General features: G+C 40.3%; 13 protein-coding genes. 8 read left to right on the forward strand and 5 right to left on the reverse strand.

The window, feature by feature from the left end:
* Positions 1-48 precede the first annotated feature (48 nt).
* Complete coding sequence (locus tag PTET_RS15130; protein ID WP_096038837.1) at positions 49-822, reverse strand: amidohydrolase; 774 nt, start codon at positions 820-822, stop codon at positions 49-51.
* The gene (locus PTET_RS15135) at positions 810-1952 is read right to left on the reverse strand and encodes a methionine aminotransferase (protein WP_013466189.1); all 1143 of its coding nucleotides are present in this window, start codon (positions 1950-1952) and stop codon (positions 810-812) included. Before PTET_RS15135 ends, PTET_RS15130 begins: the two co-directional genes overlap by 13 nt.
* 107 nt (positions 1953-2059) lie before the next feature.
* Here PTET_RS15135 and PTET_RS15140 point away from each other — a divergent pair, with 107 nt between their 5' ends.
* Genes PTET_RS15140 through PTET_RS15150 form a run of 3 tightly spaced genes read left to right on the forward strand, consistent with a single transcriptional unit; the run spans position 2060 to position 3899 of the window.
* Entirely contained in the window at positions 2060-2677 is a 618-nt protein-coding gene (locus tag PTET_RS15140) for a methylthioribulose 1-phosphate dehydratase (protein WP_013466190.1), read from the forward strand.
* The gene (gene mtnC / locus PTET_RS15145; protein WP_096038838.1) at positions 2674-3360 is read left to right on the forward strand and encodes an acireductone synthase; all 687 of its coding nucleotides are present in this window, start codon (positions 2674-2676) and stop codon (positions 3358-3360) included. Before PTET_RS15140 ends, mtnC begins: the two co-directional genes overlap by 4 nt.
* The gene (locus tag PTET_RS15150) at positions 3357-3899 is read left to right on the forward strand and encodes a 1,2-dihydroxy-3-keto-5-methylthiopentene dioxygenase (RefSeq protein ID WP_096038839.1); all 543 of its coding nucleotides are present in this window, start codon (positions 3357-3359) and stop codon (positions 3897-3899) included. The genes mtnC and PTET_RS15150 overlap by 4 nt, the downstream gene beginning before the upstream one ends.
* A 63-nt stretch (positions 3900-3962) precedes the next feature.
* On the opposite strand, the gene mtnA is transcribed toward PTET_RS15150, so the two are convergent.
* Entirely contained in the window at positions 3963-4988 is a 1026-nt protein-coding gene (gene mtnA / locus PTET_RS15155) for an S-methyl-5-thioribose-1-phosphate isomerase (RefSeq protein WP_096038840.1), read from the reverse strand.
* Between the two features lie 130 nt (positions 4989-5118).
* Between mtnA and mtnK the strand changes: the two genes are divergently transcribed.
* Positions 5119-6336 carry an S-methyl-5-thioribose kinase gene (mtnK, locus tag PTET_RS15160; RefSeq protein ID WP_218029678.1) on the forward strand — a complete coding sequence of 406 codons (1218 nt, stop codon included), beginning with the start codon at positions 5119-5121 and terminating at the stop codon, positions 6334-6336.
* A 70-nt stretch (positions 6337-6406) separates the two neighbouring features.
* Here mtnK and PTET_RS15165 read toward each other — a convergent pair whose 3' ends face one another.
* Both PTET_RS15165 and PTET_RS15170 read right to left on the reverse strand, forming a co-directional pair.
* Positions 6407-7888 (reverse strand): FMN-binding glutamate synthase family protein, encoded by a 1482-nt coding sequence (locus PTET_RS15165; RefSeq protein WP_016899068.1) that lies wholly within the window; start codon positions 7886-7888, stop codon positions 6407-6409.
* A gap of 77 nt (positions 7889-7965) precedes the next feature.
* Complete coding sequence (locus PTET_RS15170; protein WP_013466196.1) at positions 7966-9744, reverse strand: DUF885 domain-containing protein; 1779 nt, start codon at positions 9742-9744, stop codon at positions 7966-7968.
* Positions 9745-10086: 342 nt separating this feature from the next.
* Between PTET_RS15170 and PTET_RS15175 the strand changes: the two genes are divergently transcribed.
* The 4 genes from PTET_RS15175 to ubiB all read left to right on the forward strand — a co-directional run bounded on the left by PTET_RS15175 (position 10087) and on the right by ubiB (position 14201).
* A complete protein-coding gene (locus PTET_RS15175; RefSeq protein WP_096038842.1) occupies positions 10087-11046 on the forward strand; it encodes a GGDEF domain-containing protein in 960 nt (319 codons plus the stop codon).
* A gap of 108 nt (positions 11047-11154) precedes the next feature.
* Positions 11155-11910: a bifunctional demethylmenaquinone methyltransferase/2-methoxy-6-polyprenyl-1,4-benzoquinol methylase UbiE gene (gene ubiE / locus PTET_RS15180; protein ID WP_008108541.1), complete on the forward strand. Its 756-nt coding sequence runs from the start codon at positions 11155-11157 to the stop codon at positions 11908-11910.
* Between the two features lie 12 nt (positions 11911-11922).
* Positions 11923-12582, forward strand: a complete 660-nt coding sequence (locus PTET_RS15185; protein WP_013466198.1) for a ubiquinone biosynthesis accessory factor UbiJ — start codon at positions 11923-11925, stop codon at positions 12580-12582.
* A gap of 17 nt (positions 12583-12599) precedes the next feature.
* Positions 12600-14201: a ubiquinone biosynthesis regulatory protein kinase UbiB gene (gene ubiB / locus PTET_RS15190; RefSeq protein WP_096038843.1), complete on the forward strand. Its 1602-nt coding sequence runs from the start codon at positions 12600-12602 to the stop codon at positions 14199-14201.
* The last annotated feature ends 9 nt before the right edge of the window (positions 14202-14210 follow it).

Genomic DNA, 14210 nt, shown 5'->3' on the forward strand with positions numbered 1-14210 from the left:
ATAAAAATATCAGCGGCTATTTTAGCACTTTATCGGCTGGGCGCTAATTTATACCAATGTAAAAGCATCAGCATCTAAATGTGCCGGAAATTTAGCTCTAAACTCATCAAGCGGCGCTTTATTTAACATGATTGTTAGTAGTGCTTGCTGGTCGTCATTCGCTTTAATCAGTGGCTCACCTTTAAAGTCATACACTGCAGTTCCACCACTGTGGTCAATACCATTGCCATCTTCACCAACCCGGTTTACGCCAACCACGTAGCATAGGTTTTCCATTGCTCGTGCCATTAATAAAGTGTCCCATACATTGCGCCTTGCTGCTGGCCAATTGGCAATATTTATCATCACGTCGTAGTCATTGTTATTGCGCTGAAACACCGGAAACCGTAAGTCGTAGCATACTTGTGGCAATATTTTAAACCCATTGAGTTCAAACACTTCACGCGTTTGTCCTGCCACTACAAACTCGCCTTCGTTACCTAAACAAAATAAGTGCCGTTTATCGTAATAGCTCACTTCTCCATTTGGTTGTACCCAGTAAAACCGATTCGCTTTTTTACTTCCTTGGGTTACCAATACCGAGCCTGCAATTACCGCATTATAGTGCTTCGCCTGTGCCTTGAGCCAACTCAGTACTGAGCCATTTTCAGCTTCGCCACAGTCAAGGTTAACCGCAAATCCAGTGGCAAAGGTTTCAGAAAGTACAATTAAATCAGGTTGATTGGTGATATTAGCAAGCTGTTTTTCAAACATAGCTAAATTGGCTTTTTTATCGAGCCAATGCAGCGAGCTTTGTAATAATGCGAAGGTTAAAGTTGACATAAAATATGTGCCGCCTCTATTAAGGTTTGATCATTTTTAGCAAAACATAAACGAATAACTTTATCATTGCTTGGTTGCTGATAAAACACGCTCAGTGGAATGGCTGCAACGCCTGCTTGTTCTGCTAACCATTGGCAAAATTCTACGTCATTTAAATCCGATACATCACTGTAATCAAGCAGTAAAAAGTAGGTGCCTTCACTTGGTAAAATGCTAAAGCGGCTATCTTGTAGAGCATTACTGAGCACATCGCGTTTTTGTTGATAAAACTCACTTAGCGCATCCACATGCTCACCTTGCTGTTCTAACATATCGGCGAGTGCATGTTGCGCAGGCGTGAAGCTTGAAAAAGTCACATATTGGTGAATTTTACGAAACTCGACCGCAAGTGTAGCGGGTGCGATGCAGTAACCCATTTTCCAACCAGTGCTATGAAAAGTCTTGCCAAAGCTTGAGATCACAAAGCTGCGAGCAAACAATTCCTCATCTCGTAACACACTTAAATGTGGTTGCTTATCAAAAGTAATATGCTCGTATACTTCATCACTTATCAGGTATAAATCATGCTCGATGACTAAGGCTTTTAGGGCATTAATATCGTGCTGTTTTAACGTTTTACCACTTGGGTTATGTGGAGTGTTGATAATAATAGCCCGCGTTTTGCTATTAATAGCCGCAGCCACCGTTTGCCAGTCAATTACATAACTCGGAGCATGCAGAGCAATATTAACTGACTTACCACCGGCCAATTCAATCGCTGGCTGGTAAGAGTCATAAGCAGGGTCAAATACAATGACTTCATCACCTTCGCGCACTAGCGCTTGAATGGCAACAAACAGCGCCTCGGTTGCCCCTGAGGTTACCGTTACTTGCTGCGCGGCATCTATTTCAACCGCATATTTTCGTTTTGCTAACTGGGCAATTTGTTGCTGCAGGCGCGGTACACCAGATGAAGGTGAATATTGATTAACTCCTTCAAGCACATAATGATTAAGCTGTTTTTTAAGTAGCTCAGGCGCATCAAACTCAGGAAAACCCTGCGATAAATTAATCGCTTCGAATTGATTTGCTAAAGCAGTCATTTGACTAAAAATACTGGTGCCTAAATTTGGCAATTTACTTTCAAACACTGGTTACCCTTAATGATGGTTTTACGCCCAAAGCGATGCTATCATTGCTTAAAACAGAAGTATAGCCGTCTAAAACAAATAGCTTTATGCTCATTAGTGAGGAATGTATGCAAAACAATACCGCTATTTCAGAACTTATTGAAGCCGGAAAATGGGTCAGTCAAAAAGGTTGGGTACCCGCAACAGGTGGAAACTTTTCAGCTCGCACCAGTACGGGCTTTGTAGTCACAGCCAGTGGCCACGACAAAGGCGCGTTAATGCCTGAGCATTTTCTACAATTAAATCATTTAGGTGAGCGTGTTGCAGGGGCAATAAAACCCTCAGCCGAAACACAACTGCATTTGAGCTTGTATCAACTTATTCCTGACGCGCAATATGTTTTGCATACTCACTCGGTAGCGGCAACTGTACTTTCAAATATTATTCAACGCCATCAGCTTGAACTAACCGGCTACGAGATGCAAAAAGCGCTCAGCGGTATTACATCGCACTTAGAATCACTGGCCATCCCTATTTTCGATAACGATCAAGATATAGACCGTTTAAGCCTACTTGTGAGCGACCATCACTTACACTCACCAATTAAGCATGCCGTATTGATCAGAGGTCATGGTTTATATGCTGTTGGCCGTAACATTGATGAAGTTCGCCGCCATTTAGAGGCATTAGAGTTTTTATTTAGTTGCGAGCTAGAACGCTTAAAAATAACAGGAACCGCACTATGATCAAAGCATTGCTAACTGATATTGAAGGCACTATTACGCGTATTTCGTTTGTAAAAGATGTGCTATTTCCTTATGCCGCACAACAACTGCCTGCATTTGTGCGCGGTCACACAGAACAGCCTGAAGTAGCAGAACAAATTAGCGCTGTAAAAGCTGAAATTAACGAGCCTAATGCCGATATCGACATCGTTATTAGCACTTTACTTACTTGGATTGAAGAAGATAAAAAAATAACGCCACTTAAACAATTACAAGGTTTAATTTGGCAAACAGGCTATGAAAACGGTGATTTTACTGGTCACTTATACCCAGATGCTTATCAATTTTTACAACAACAAAAGCAAGCTGGCCAACAGTTATACGTTTATTCGTCGGGCTCTGTGAAAGCACAGCATTTAATTTTTCAGTATTCTGACTTTGGCGATATTCGCTCACTATTTAGTGATTACTTTGATACCAAAGTAGGCGCTAAACAAGCGCCAAGCGCCTATGAAAACATAATAACGCAATTGCCTTTTAACCCAGACGAAGTATTGTTTTTAAGTGATGTAGTTGCAGAGCTTGATGCTGCAAAAACCGTTGGGCTTAAAACTTTACATTTAATTCGCGATGGGCAAGAAAGCTCATCAAAGCACAGCTACATTAACGATTTTAGCCAATTTAAAGCGGAGCATTTAGCATGAGCCAACTCACTATTTTTGCAGATTCTGACGCCAATAATGCACTGCTGACCAGTAGCGACGTTCAAAATATTGCCGCTGAACTTGCTAAGGTTAATGTGCGTTTTGAGCAATGGCAGGCAAATACCGAGATCACTGAAAGCACCAGCAATAATGATATTTTAACTGCCTACAGCGGCGATATTGAACGCTTAAAACAGCAAGGCGGCTATCAAACTGTTGACGTTATATCACTAGCTAAAGGCAACCCTGATGCTGCAGAATTGCGCAAAAAATTTTTATTTGAACACACTCACAGCGAAGACGAAGTACGCTTTTTTGTCAAAGGCCAAGGGTTATTTTGCTTACACATTGGCAGTAAAGTGTACCAAGTACTTTGTCAACAAGGCGATTTGATCTCAGTACCTAAGCTGACCCCTCATTGGTTTGATATGGGTAGCGACCCAGAATTTACCGCTATTCGTCTATTTAACAATACACAAGGTTGGGTAGCACAAAGCACGGAATCACCGATTGCAGAGCAATTTCCATTATTACCGTAATTTAATCATTCAAAACCCTGGTCCACACTAATAAACATAACGTGGACCAAACGCATCGCAAAATTACTTCAGCTTTAAAAGCACGCCACTTTCTACCTGACTTTGGTTATAAACACCGGTATCTAACACCCACCCAGTAACCAAGTTTGCGGGTGTTACGTCAAATGCGGGGTTATATACATTAGCATTCGTGGGAGCCCACAATGCCTCGCCAAAACTACCACTAACACCACGCACTTCTTGTGGATTACGTTGCTCTATTTCTATATCGCTACCTTGGGCAGTATTTACGTCAAGCGTAGTAACCGGTGCCACCACATAAAATGGAATATTATGAAAATGCGCAAGCACCGCTAAATTATAAGTACCGACTTTATTGGCAAAGTCGCCATTAGCAGCAATACGATCAGCCCCTACAACAATTTTATCTACCTTACCTGCAGCCATTAAACTGGCCGCCATATTATCGCAAATTAGCGTGTAAGGTATTTGCCAACGCTCCAATTCAAACGCGGTCAAACGCCCGCCTTGCAGTAAGGGGCGTGTTTCATCCACCCACACATGGACATTGCCATGGACTTGTTGTGCTTTATAAATAACACCCAATGCCGTACCTATGCCCGCAGTGGCTAAAGCGCCGGTATTACAGTGAGTTAATATATTGTCGCCGCTATTTATTAGCTCGGCACCACGTGTTGCCATACGCTCACATAGCTTAATGTCTTCAATAAATAACTGCTCAGCCGTTGCAACAATACTGGCAACATAATCAGTTTGTTTAAGCGCTTGGCGCAACGCCGCCATACAATGCATTAAGTTAACCGCTGTTGGGCGAGTGGCTTCTAGCTCATTTATGGCGGTTGCAAGCGCGTCTCTAGTCATACCTTGCTCAGCTAAATAAGCAATTAATAAACTGGCCCCTAAGCCTATAAGTGGCGCACCACGCACTTTTAAGCTGATGATCAGCTCTTTCATTGTCTCTACAGTGTGGCATTCATGCCACACTTGTTGATGAGGAAGCAAATATTGATCAAGTACGCTCAGCGTACTATTTTCATATTTTAAACTGCTTGCGATTAAATTTTGCATAAGGCTTAAAAGATTAGAAGTGCGTAGGGTTATTTTACACCACTTTGAAGAACTCTCAAGTTGGACTTATAGACATCTAAACATTTAAAAGTATAGAATGCTTAAATGCATCTTTATTGAGAATAAAACCATGACTAACTATGTTGCTTTTAATGCACAGCACGCTATTAATTACATCAATTCATTAATTGAATCTAATCAATACGACTTTTTTAAGCCGGGACAAGCGCTTACCGCTTATGAATTTGGTGACGGTAATCTCAACTTAGTATTTAGAATTACGGATGAGCTAAACAACAGTATTATATTAAAGCAAGCTTTACCGTATGCGCGTTGTGTAGGTGAGTCGTGGCCATTAACACTTGATAGGGCACGAATTGAGGCAGAAGTTTTACTTAATCATGGGACTATTTGCCCTGCGCATACGGTTACTGTTTTACATTACAATAAAGACTTAGCTCTGACCATTTTAGAAGATTTAGGTGATTTGCAAATTTTGCGAACAGCGCAAAATAATGCTGAACAATTTCCAAACCTTGCTCACCACGTAGCTGTGTATTTAAGCCAAACGGGCTTTTATAACTCTGACTTTTATTTATTAGCGCAAGATAAAAAAGCACGTATTAGCCAATTTACCAACCCTGAACTGTGCCAAATTACTGAAGATTTATTTTTTAGCGATCCGTACACAGAACATGAACGCAACAACTATCCGGCACAATTACAAACTGAAGTTGAGGCTATTCGTAAAAACGGGGCATTAAAACTTGAAGTAGCAAAGCTAAAAGCTAACTTTTTATCGAACCCACAAACCTTGTTGCATGGCGATATGCACAGCGGAAGTATTTTTGTTAATCAAACTACCACTAAAATGATCGACCCTGAGTTTGGCTTTTTTGGCCCTATTGGCTTTGATATTGGATCTTTTATCGGTAACTTACTACTAAATTACTGTGCTCAGCACGGTCGCATTGACGACTTTGTAGCACGTCGTAATTATCAAACCCATTTATTAAGTACATTGGTTGAATGCTACGCCACATTTGAACAACAGTGGTTTGAGCTCATAAATAAGCAAACAACTGATGAGACACTTAAAGCTTCAGGCTACGCAGAGTATTTTATGAAACATGTTTTACAAGATGCTATTGGCTACTGTGGCATAGAGCTAATTAGACGCACTATAGGCCTTGCTAATGTAATTGATATAGAAGGCATTACCGATGAGGCCGCACGGTTAAACGTACAAAAACAAACATTAGCACTGGGTGAGCAATTGATTTTAAATGCCCACACTTGCGATACTAAAGACGCGTTTTTCAGCTTGCTAATAAGCCATTTAAATTAGGGTCTGTTTGACCCTAAACTAAGTCTTTATTTTATTAAAAAAGGCGCTTTAAGCGCCTTTTAAGCTATATTTAATGATAGTGCTCGTACATTTTATCTAGTGGCTCAGAAAGACCGCTCTCTTGCACTATACGCACATGTTTGCGTTTTAATTCGCGAGCACTGGTAACGCCACAAGAATGTGCAATAAGCCCCGCACCGTAATGAATGTATTTATTATAATTTGCGACCCGCTGCGCTTTATCCTCAACATTTAAACCACGCTGTAAACGTTCATTATGCGTAGTAATTCCTGTGGGGCAGGTATCTTTATTACATTGCATAGCCTGAATGCAGCCTAGTGCAAACATATGTCCACGTGCAGACACAACAAAGTCGGCACCTAGTGCTAATGCCCACGCAACTTTTGAGGGCACAATTAATTTGCCAGAGACAATAATTTTAACTCGCTCTCTAAGGCCATGCTTTTTTAGTAACTGAATAACTAAAGGAAGACTTTCTTTTAGCGGTAACCCCACCGAATCGAGTAAAGACTGAGGCGCAGCGCCGGTACCACCATCAGCACTATCTATGGTAATGAAGTCGGGTGCAGACTCAATACCACGATGATTTATCTCGGCAAATAAACTTTCTAACCAAGCATGTTCACCAATTACCGCTTTAAAGCCTGTCGGTTTACCGGTTGTACTTCTTATCGTGGTGAGCATGTCTAAAATATCGTTTGGATTTTTTATTTCTGGGTGCCCATTTGGGCTAATTGAATCCTGCCCCTCAGGTATGCCTCTTATTTTAGCAATTTCAGCATTCACTTTTCGCCCAGGTAACATACCGCCTTTACCTGGCTTGGCACCTTGGCTCATTTTCAGCTCAAACATTTTAACTGCTGGGTGTGCAGCAACGGCTTTTAGTTTTTCTGTGCTTAAATTTCCCTGCTCGTCGCGTACACCATATTTAGCCGTACCAATTTGAAACACGATATCGGCACCACCTTCTAAGTGATACGGACTAAGTCCGCCTTCCCCCGTGTTCATCCAACAACCGGCTAATTTTGCCCCCTTTGAGAGTGCACGAACAGCAGGACTAGATAACGCGCCAAAGCTCATGCCCGATATATTAAATAACGAATTTGTGGTGTAAGGAAATTTACAATAAGGCCCAAGCGTTACGTTGCTAGGCGCTAGGGCTTCTTCATCTAAGGTAGGAAATGCGCAGTTCATAAACATTACGGTGCCTGTCGTTTCTAAGCTTTGGGTTGAACCAAAAGCAGCCGTATGATCAACATCTTTAGCAGCCCGATATACCCAACTGCGTTCGGCGCGATTAAAGGGCATTTCTTCACGGTCGAGAGCAAAAAAATACTGACGAAAAAACTCACCTTGGCGTTCAAAAAAGTAGCGAAAACGTCCAATTACTGGATAATTACGCCTAATAGCATGCTTTGTTTGGGTAACATCTCGAACATAAAAAATAGCAATTAATATAACCAGCAATCCAAATACAACAATAAATAAGCTGGCAAACACATCGATACTGAACATTATAAATTGACTCATTACTTATCCTTAAATGCTAAAAAAGCGTGATGTCATTAAATAACACCACACTTTTATAGTTTCAAAATAATGCGCTTTTAGCTATCTGTTTTTGCTAATTCTGCTTGTATATACAAACGTATTTGCTGCTCAAGCACCGACAAAGGCACTGAACCATGGCGCAATATTTGATGATGAAACTCACGAATATCAAACTGCTGACCTAATGCTTGCTCGGCCTCTGCACGCAGACGTTTAATTGTTAACTCACCAATTTTGTATGACAACGCTTGTGCAGGCCATGAAATATAACGATCGGTTTCTGTTTTTACATTGTGTAATGAAAGCGCCGTATTATCGGCCATAAAATTCATTGCACGCTCACGACTCCAGCCGTACATGTGCATACCCGTATCAACCACTAAACGTGCAGCACGCCACATTTCGTAGGTTAAACGACCAAAGTTGCTGTACGGGTCTTGATAAAAACCCGCTTCAACACCTAAGTACTCTGAATACAGTCCCCAGCCCTCACCAAACGCTGATAAATACGCATCACGGCGATAGCTAGGTAAGCTTTCAAGTTCTGCATTGAGTGATATTTGTAAATGATGACCCGGAACAGCTTCGTGCAAAGTTAATGCTTCTAAAGCGTAGAGTGGTCGTTTATCTAAAGCGTAGGTATTCACCCAATAAAAGCCGGCTTGATCATCACGGCTCGAACCCGAATAGCGCCCAGTAGTGTACTTAGGAGCAATATTGGCAGGCACCGGCGCTACGCCATAAGGTTTGCGCGGTAAGGTATGAAATAATTTAGGCAACTGCGCATCCATTTTTTTGGCAATATACGCGGCCTCTTTTAATAATTGCTCAGGCGTTGTGGCGTAAAACTGCGGATCTGTTCGTAAAAAGTGGATAAATTCTGCAAACGTGCCTTTAAAACCTACTTCTTTAATAACCGCTTCCATTTCACTACGAATGCGCGCAACCTCCGCTAAACCCAGCTCATGTATTTCTTTTGGGGTCATTTGTGTGGTGGTGTAATATTTAGCACGATTTGCATAAAAGGCCTCACCATTTGGTGTTGACGAAATACCAATATCACTACGTGCGCCTGGTAAGTATTCGTTATTAAAAAAAGTTAAGTAGTCTTTGTAGGCATTAATAACTTGGCTACTGATAATTGCTTTAGCTTGTTGTTGCAAATCTGCAAATTCACTATCACTTAAACCCGCGGTATTGTTTAAAAATGGCTTATAAAATTCAGATTGTGTGACGTCATCAACAATGTAAGCAGTAATCGAGTCTTGATAACCAATTAACACCGCTTTGGGTTGAGTTAAACCAACCTCTAATCCTTTACGCATCCATGCCATATTTTGCTCAAAAAAGCGCGGAACTTGCTGTAATCGCTTTAAATAGTGTTGATAATCTTGTGCGGTTTTATAATCAGAGCTATTAACAATAAACGATAGGCTTGAATGGAATCCATATTCTGACGTTAAAGGCATGTAGTGCGTATTAAATACATATTCATCAACACTATTTTGCACTTGCGCTCGAATAATACTGTAGTTAATTTGGTTTTCATCACTGAGCTTACTTACATCTATGGCATCTAAATCTGCTAATAACTGGGTGTTTTTTTGATATTGCTGCGCTAAAAATTCAGCTGACAAATTAGGTAATAAGTAGCCATCAACTCCTTCGGGGTTACTATACGGGCTAACATTTTGGCGATGCTGTACGATATTTTCAGCCGCTTGCGTAAATTGTTGATCCGCATTAATTGCGGTGAGCTGACACGCGCTTAGTGAGCACACTAAAGTGACACTTAATAAGGAAAGACGCATTTGTTTTGAAAGAGATAAATTCATAGTGAGTGATCTTAGTAATATTACAGATGTGATAAACCTATCGTAGCCTAGATAAATAGCAAATAGATATACGACCAACTGCGCAAAATATACGCCCGTGAGACATTGTATTAACTTAAGTTAATACAAAACTATAAATAACTTAGAGTAATTGCTCAGAAAAACAACGGTTATTGAAATTATAGTGCTATTTTAGCCAACTCCGACTCATTTTACTTTTAAATAACGGATATAATGATTATTGTATCGTTGCTTGGAAGCAAATTGCCTCATTGGACGAGTTTTATAAATCAGCATTTATGCGTATTTGGTTGGTAATTGCAAATGATGTTCCATGATTCCATGGCTTTAGCACAAGAAAAAATGACAAAAGTATGTATGTTTTTAGAGCATCATGTTTTGCCTCCTACCCCCTTAAATTTTCAAGTTGTGTATACATACATTAGTAAAATCCATTTTGCGCTTAATAATGCCATTGATAATGCCATAGATGCCCATCAAAATATTGATGAGCTGTTTATTGAACAACTCTATTTTGAATATTTAAATCAAGGGCATAAAACCGAAGTAGCAATAATTGAAAACGTCAATGGCGTGATCAATTCACTATCGCAAAATGCTCAACAGACCGAAAAAAAGCTAAATGACTTTGCAGGTCATGTTAATGACTGTATGCACTCTCTAGATGAAAATAATATTGCCAACAGCCGTATTGCTTTAGAAAGGCTTAATGAACAAACTCAGCTTTTATTAACGCAACAAGCACAATTTAAACACCAACTAAGTCAGGCCAAAAAACTACACGAAGCAACTAAAAAACAACTTAATACCTTACGCAAACAACATGTGATTGACCCACAAACTGGCTTATATAAACGCCATTATTTAACCAAACAAACACAGTTATGGTTAAAACAAGACAAATCAATCTCAGCTATTGCAATTCAAATTGATAATTTAGAGCATTTTATTAATAATTTTGGCGATGCCATTGGCGAAGTGATTTTAAATAAAGTGGCTAAGCAAGTGCAAAAATATGTTTCGCAAAGTGGCTTAGCTGGGCGCTCTGCAAAAGATCAATTCATCGTTTTACTTGCTAACATAGAGCCCGAAACCGCTAACCTTATTGCACAAAAAGTGATAAGCGGAGTTGAAAAGCTACGTTTTATTAGTTCAAAAAGCGATCTAAAACTACCCCCCATTTCTCTCTCACTAGGGATCACTGAGCAACAACAAGGCGACTTTAACCAGCTGGTTAAAAGTGCCTCAAACGCCGCTTTTAAGTCACACTCTTCTCAATAACCCAGTACACTGTTCAAACAATAAAATTAACTGATAAATCATATTCAAATTGCACCCTTGGTGCACAATCAAGTACACTAGTCTTTATTACCACGATAGAGATTAATCATGAACGAGAACCCTGAAAAGACCACGCATTTTGGCTATAAAACTGTTGCCGAAACCGAAAAAGCTTCTATGGTTGCTGATGTATTTCATTCTGTTGCGACAAAGTACGATGTTATGAATGATCTCATGTCTTTTGGTATTCATCGTTTATGGAAACGTCAAACAATTGCCAGCTCAGGTATTCGTAAAGGTCATCATGTATTAGATTTAGCCGGTGGTACTGGCGATTTAACTGCAAAGTTTAGCCAGCTTGTTGGCGAAACCGGTCAGGTTGTTTTAGGTGATATAAACTCTTCAATGTTAAAAGTAGGCCGCGAAAAGCTGCATAACTTAGGCCTTGTAGGCAACATTGATTACGTACAAATGAATGCCGAAGCCTTGCCTTTCCCTGATAATAGCTTTGATTTAATTACGATTGCTTTTGGTTTACGTAATGTGACGGATCAAAATAAAGCGCTGCGCTCTATGTATCGTATTTTAAAGCCAGGTGGTCGTTTACTCATTCTTGAGTTTTCAAAACCAGAGCAAGAATTGTTGAGCAAAGCATATGATTTTTACTCTTTCAACATTTTACCTACTATGGGTAAGTTGGTTGCTAACGATAGTGAATCATACCAATATTTAGCTGAGTCAATTCGTATGCATCCAGATCAAGAAACGCTAAAAGCGATGATGGTCGAAGCAGGATTTGAACAAGCAACTTATCAAAACCTTACAGGCGGCATTGTTGCACTTCACCGTGGGTTTAAATACTAAGGTTAGTAATTTATGGCGCTTGAAGAAAACAATAAAGAACAATCGGCTGAAAGCAGTTTTTTTATGCTACCGAGCTTTGTGCTTTCGCTTATTGAACAAGTATTAAATCAAGCGCTTAAACTCGACCCGAGCTTAGTCGATAAGCTAAAAGCGGTAGAACATCAGCGTTTATTAGTTGAAGTTAGAGATTGGCAGCAAAAAATAGCCATTACTTATGCCAATCAGCAGCTACATCTTTACACTGCATTAGCACATGCTGACGCTGACTGTATGATCAGTGCCAATATAAACACCTTGTTAGCTCTTAAAAATCCAGCCATGCTTACCCAGCTTATACGTCAAGACAAACTTGATTTGCAAGGGGATTTAAACATAGCTCAAAATTATAGCTCCGCCTTTTCAAGTTTAGACATTGATTGGCCAGAGCAACTAGCAAAGTATGTTGGGGATGCACCTGCACAGCAACTTTATTTGCACTTTCAGTCGTTTAAGCAGCAAGGTAAAAAAGCAAAATCACAGCTCGATAGCACCTTGATTAGCCTGTTCCAAGATGAATTGGCAATTACAATTCACCCATTAGAGCTTGCGCAATTTAAACAACAAAATAGAGCACTAAAAAGCCAAGTTGCTGCCATTGAGCAACGCATTAACGCCCTAATTAAAGCACTTTAACGCGCTAAGGATTTTTTGTGTCAACTGCCCGACTGTATTACATAACTAAAACCCTGCTTAGCTACGGACTCGATGAGCTTATTCCAAAACACAAAGTACCTTGGTTTGCTAAACTTGCACGAGGAAGTTTGTTTTGGTTGCGCAACCAACACAAAAATAAACCCCCGGGCTTAAGACTTCGTTTAGCGCTGCAACAACTTGGCCCGGTATGGATAAAATTTGGCCAAATGCTCTCAACCCGTCGTGACTTGTTACCCCACGATATCGCGCTAGAGTTAGCCTTTTTACAAGATCAGGTAGAACCTTTTGAAGGTGAATTAGCGCAAAAGATCATCGAAAAAGCATTAGAAATAGATGATATTAGCCAGCTATTTAGCGAGTTTTCACAAACCCCCTTGGCATCGGCCTCAATTGCTCAAGTGCATACTGCCACCCTAGTTGATACGCAGGGCGAATCGCAAGATGTTGTTATTAAAGTTATTCGCCCTAACATTGAGCAGCAAATTAATGCCGATTTAGCCTTAATGGAAAAATTAGCTAAAGTTGTTGGTAAGTTAATTAATGAAGCGAAACGCTTACGCCCTGTAGAAGTGGTTAAAGAGTATAAAAAAACATTACTCGATGAACTCGACTTAATGCGTGAGGGTGCTAACGGCATTCAATTAAAGCGTAATTTTGAAGGCTCAGAATCGCTATATATTCCAACAGTATACAGTGACTATAGCCGCAATAATGTGCTGGTTATGGAGCGAATTTACGGTATTCCGGTGTCAGATACTGAAGCACTGATGGCACAAAATACCAATATGAAATTACTAGCTGAGCGCGGAGTGGAAGTGTTTTTTACTCAAGTATTCCGCGATAGTTTTTTTCATGCAGATATGCACCCTGGCAATATTTTTGTGTCGCGCGAAAACCCGCATAATCCTAAATATATTGGCATAGATTGCGGCATTGTGGGAACACTTAACAAAGAAGATAAACGCTATTTAGCTGAAAACTTTATTGCCTTTTTTAATCGTGACTACCGCCAAGTAGCTCAGCTGCATGTTGATTCAGGGTGGGTGCCGCCCGATACCAGCATTGAAGAGTTTGAATTTGCTATTCGTACCGTTTGCGAGCCCATTTTTAATAAACCACTTGCTGAAATATCATTTGGCCATGTACTGGTTAATTTATTTAATACCGCACGTCGTTTTAATATGCAGGTTCAACCACAACTCGTATTATTACAAAAAACCTTGTTGTATGTTGAAGGCTTAGGTCGCCAGCTTTATCCACAACTAGATTTGTGGAAAACCGCAAAACCGTTTTTAGAAGACTGGGTAAAACAACAGGTTGGCCCGCTTTCTGTACTAAAGCAAATGTATGCAAACTTACCGTTTTGGGCAGAAAAGATGCCTGAGTTGCCTGATTTAATTTATCAAAATTTAAAACGAGCACCGCACGCACAACCTCCAACATCAACGGTTTCACATAAGCCCTTGGTTTTAGGACTTTTTAGTAGTGCAGCGATGATCGTTTCAGCTTTATTTTATTTACAACACAACTTAATGGCTGCTGGCGTTGTCTTAGGCTGTGCTGTAGTTGGCTTTATAGCGGCTTGGCGCCGCGCATAAACTAAGTGC

This window comes from Pseudoalteromonas tetraodonis (genome assembly GCF_002310835.1).
GTDB lineage: Bacteria > Pseudomonadota > Gammaproteobacteria > Enterobacterales > Alteromonadaceae > Pseudoalteromonas > Pseudoalteromonas tetraodonis.

Coding starts and splice junctions, on each gene's coding strand:
- PTET_RS15165 (WP_016899068.1), bottom strand. CDS start 7,888: ATGAGTCAATTTATAATGTTCAGTATCGATGTGTTTGCCAGCTTATTT.
- PTET_RS15130 (WP_096038837.1), bottom strand. CDS start 822: ATGTCAACTTTAACCTTCGCATTATTACAAAGCTCGCTGCATTGGCTC.
- PTET_RS15185 (WP_013466198.1), top strand. CDS start 11,923: ATGGCGCTTGAAGAAAACAATAAAGAACAATCGGCTGAAAGCAGTTTT.
- PTET_RS15170 (WP_013466196.1), bottom strand. CDS start 9,744: ATGAATTTATCTCTTTCAAAACAAATGCGTCTTTCCTTATTAAGTGTC.
- mtnC (WP_096038838.1), top strand. CDS start 2,674: ATGATCAAAGCATTGCTAACTGATATTGAAGGCACTATTACGCGTATT.
- mtnK (WP_218029678.1), top strand. CDS start 5,119: ATGACTAACTATGTTGCTTTTAATGCACAGCACGCTATTAATTACATC.
- PTET_RS15150 (WP_096038839.1), top strand. CDS start 3,357: ATGAGCCAACTCACTATTTTTGCAGATTCTGACGCCAATAATGCACTG.
- mtnA (WP_096038840.1), bottom strand. CDS start 4,988: ATGCAAAATTTAATCGCAAGCAGTTTAAAATATGAAAATAGTACGCTG.
- ubiE (WP_008108541.1), top strand. CDS start 11,155: ATGAACGAGAACCCTGAAAAGACCACGCATTTTGGCTATAAAACTGTT.
- PTET_RS15140 (WP_013466190.1), top strand. CDS start 2,060: ATGCAAAACAATACCGCTATTTCAGAACTTATTGAAGCCGGAAAATGG.
- PTET_RS15175 (WP_096038842.1), top strand. CDS start 10,087: ATGGCTTTAGCACAAGAAAAAATGACAAAAGTATGTATGTTTTTAGAG.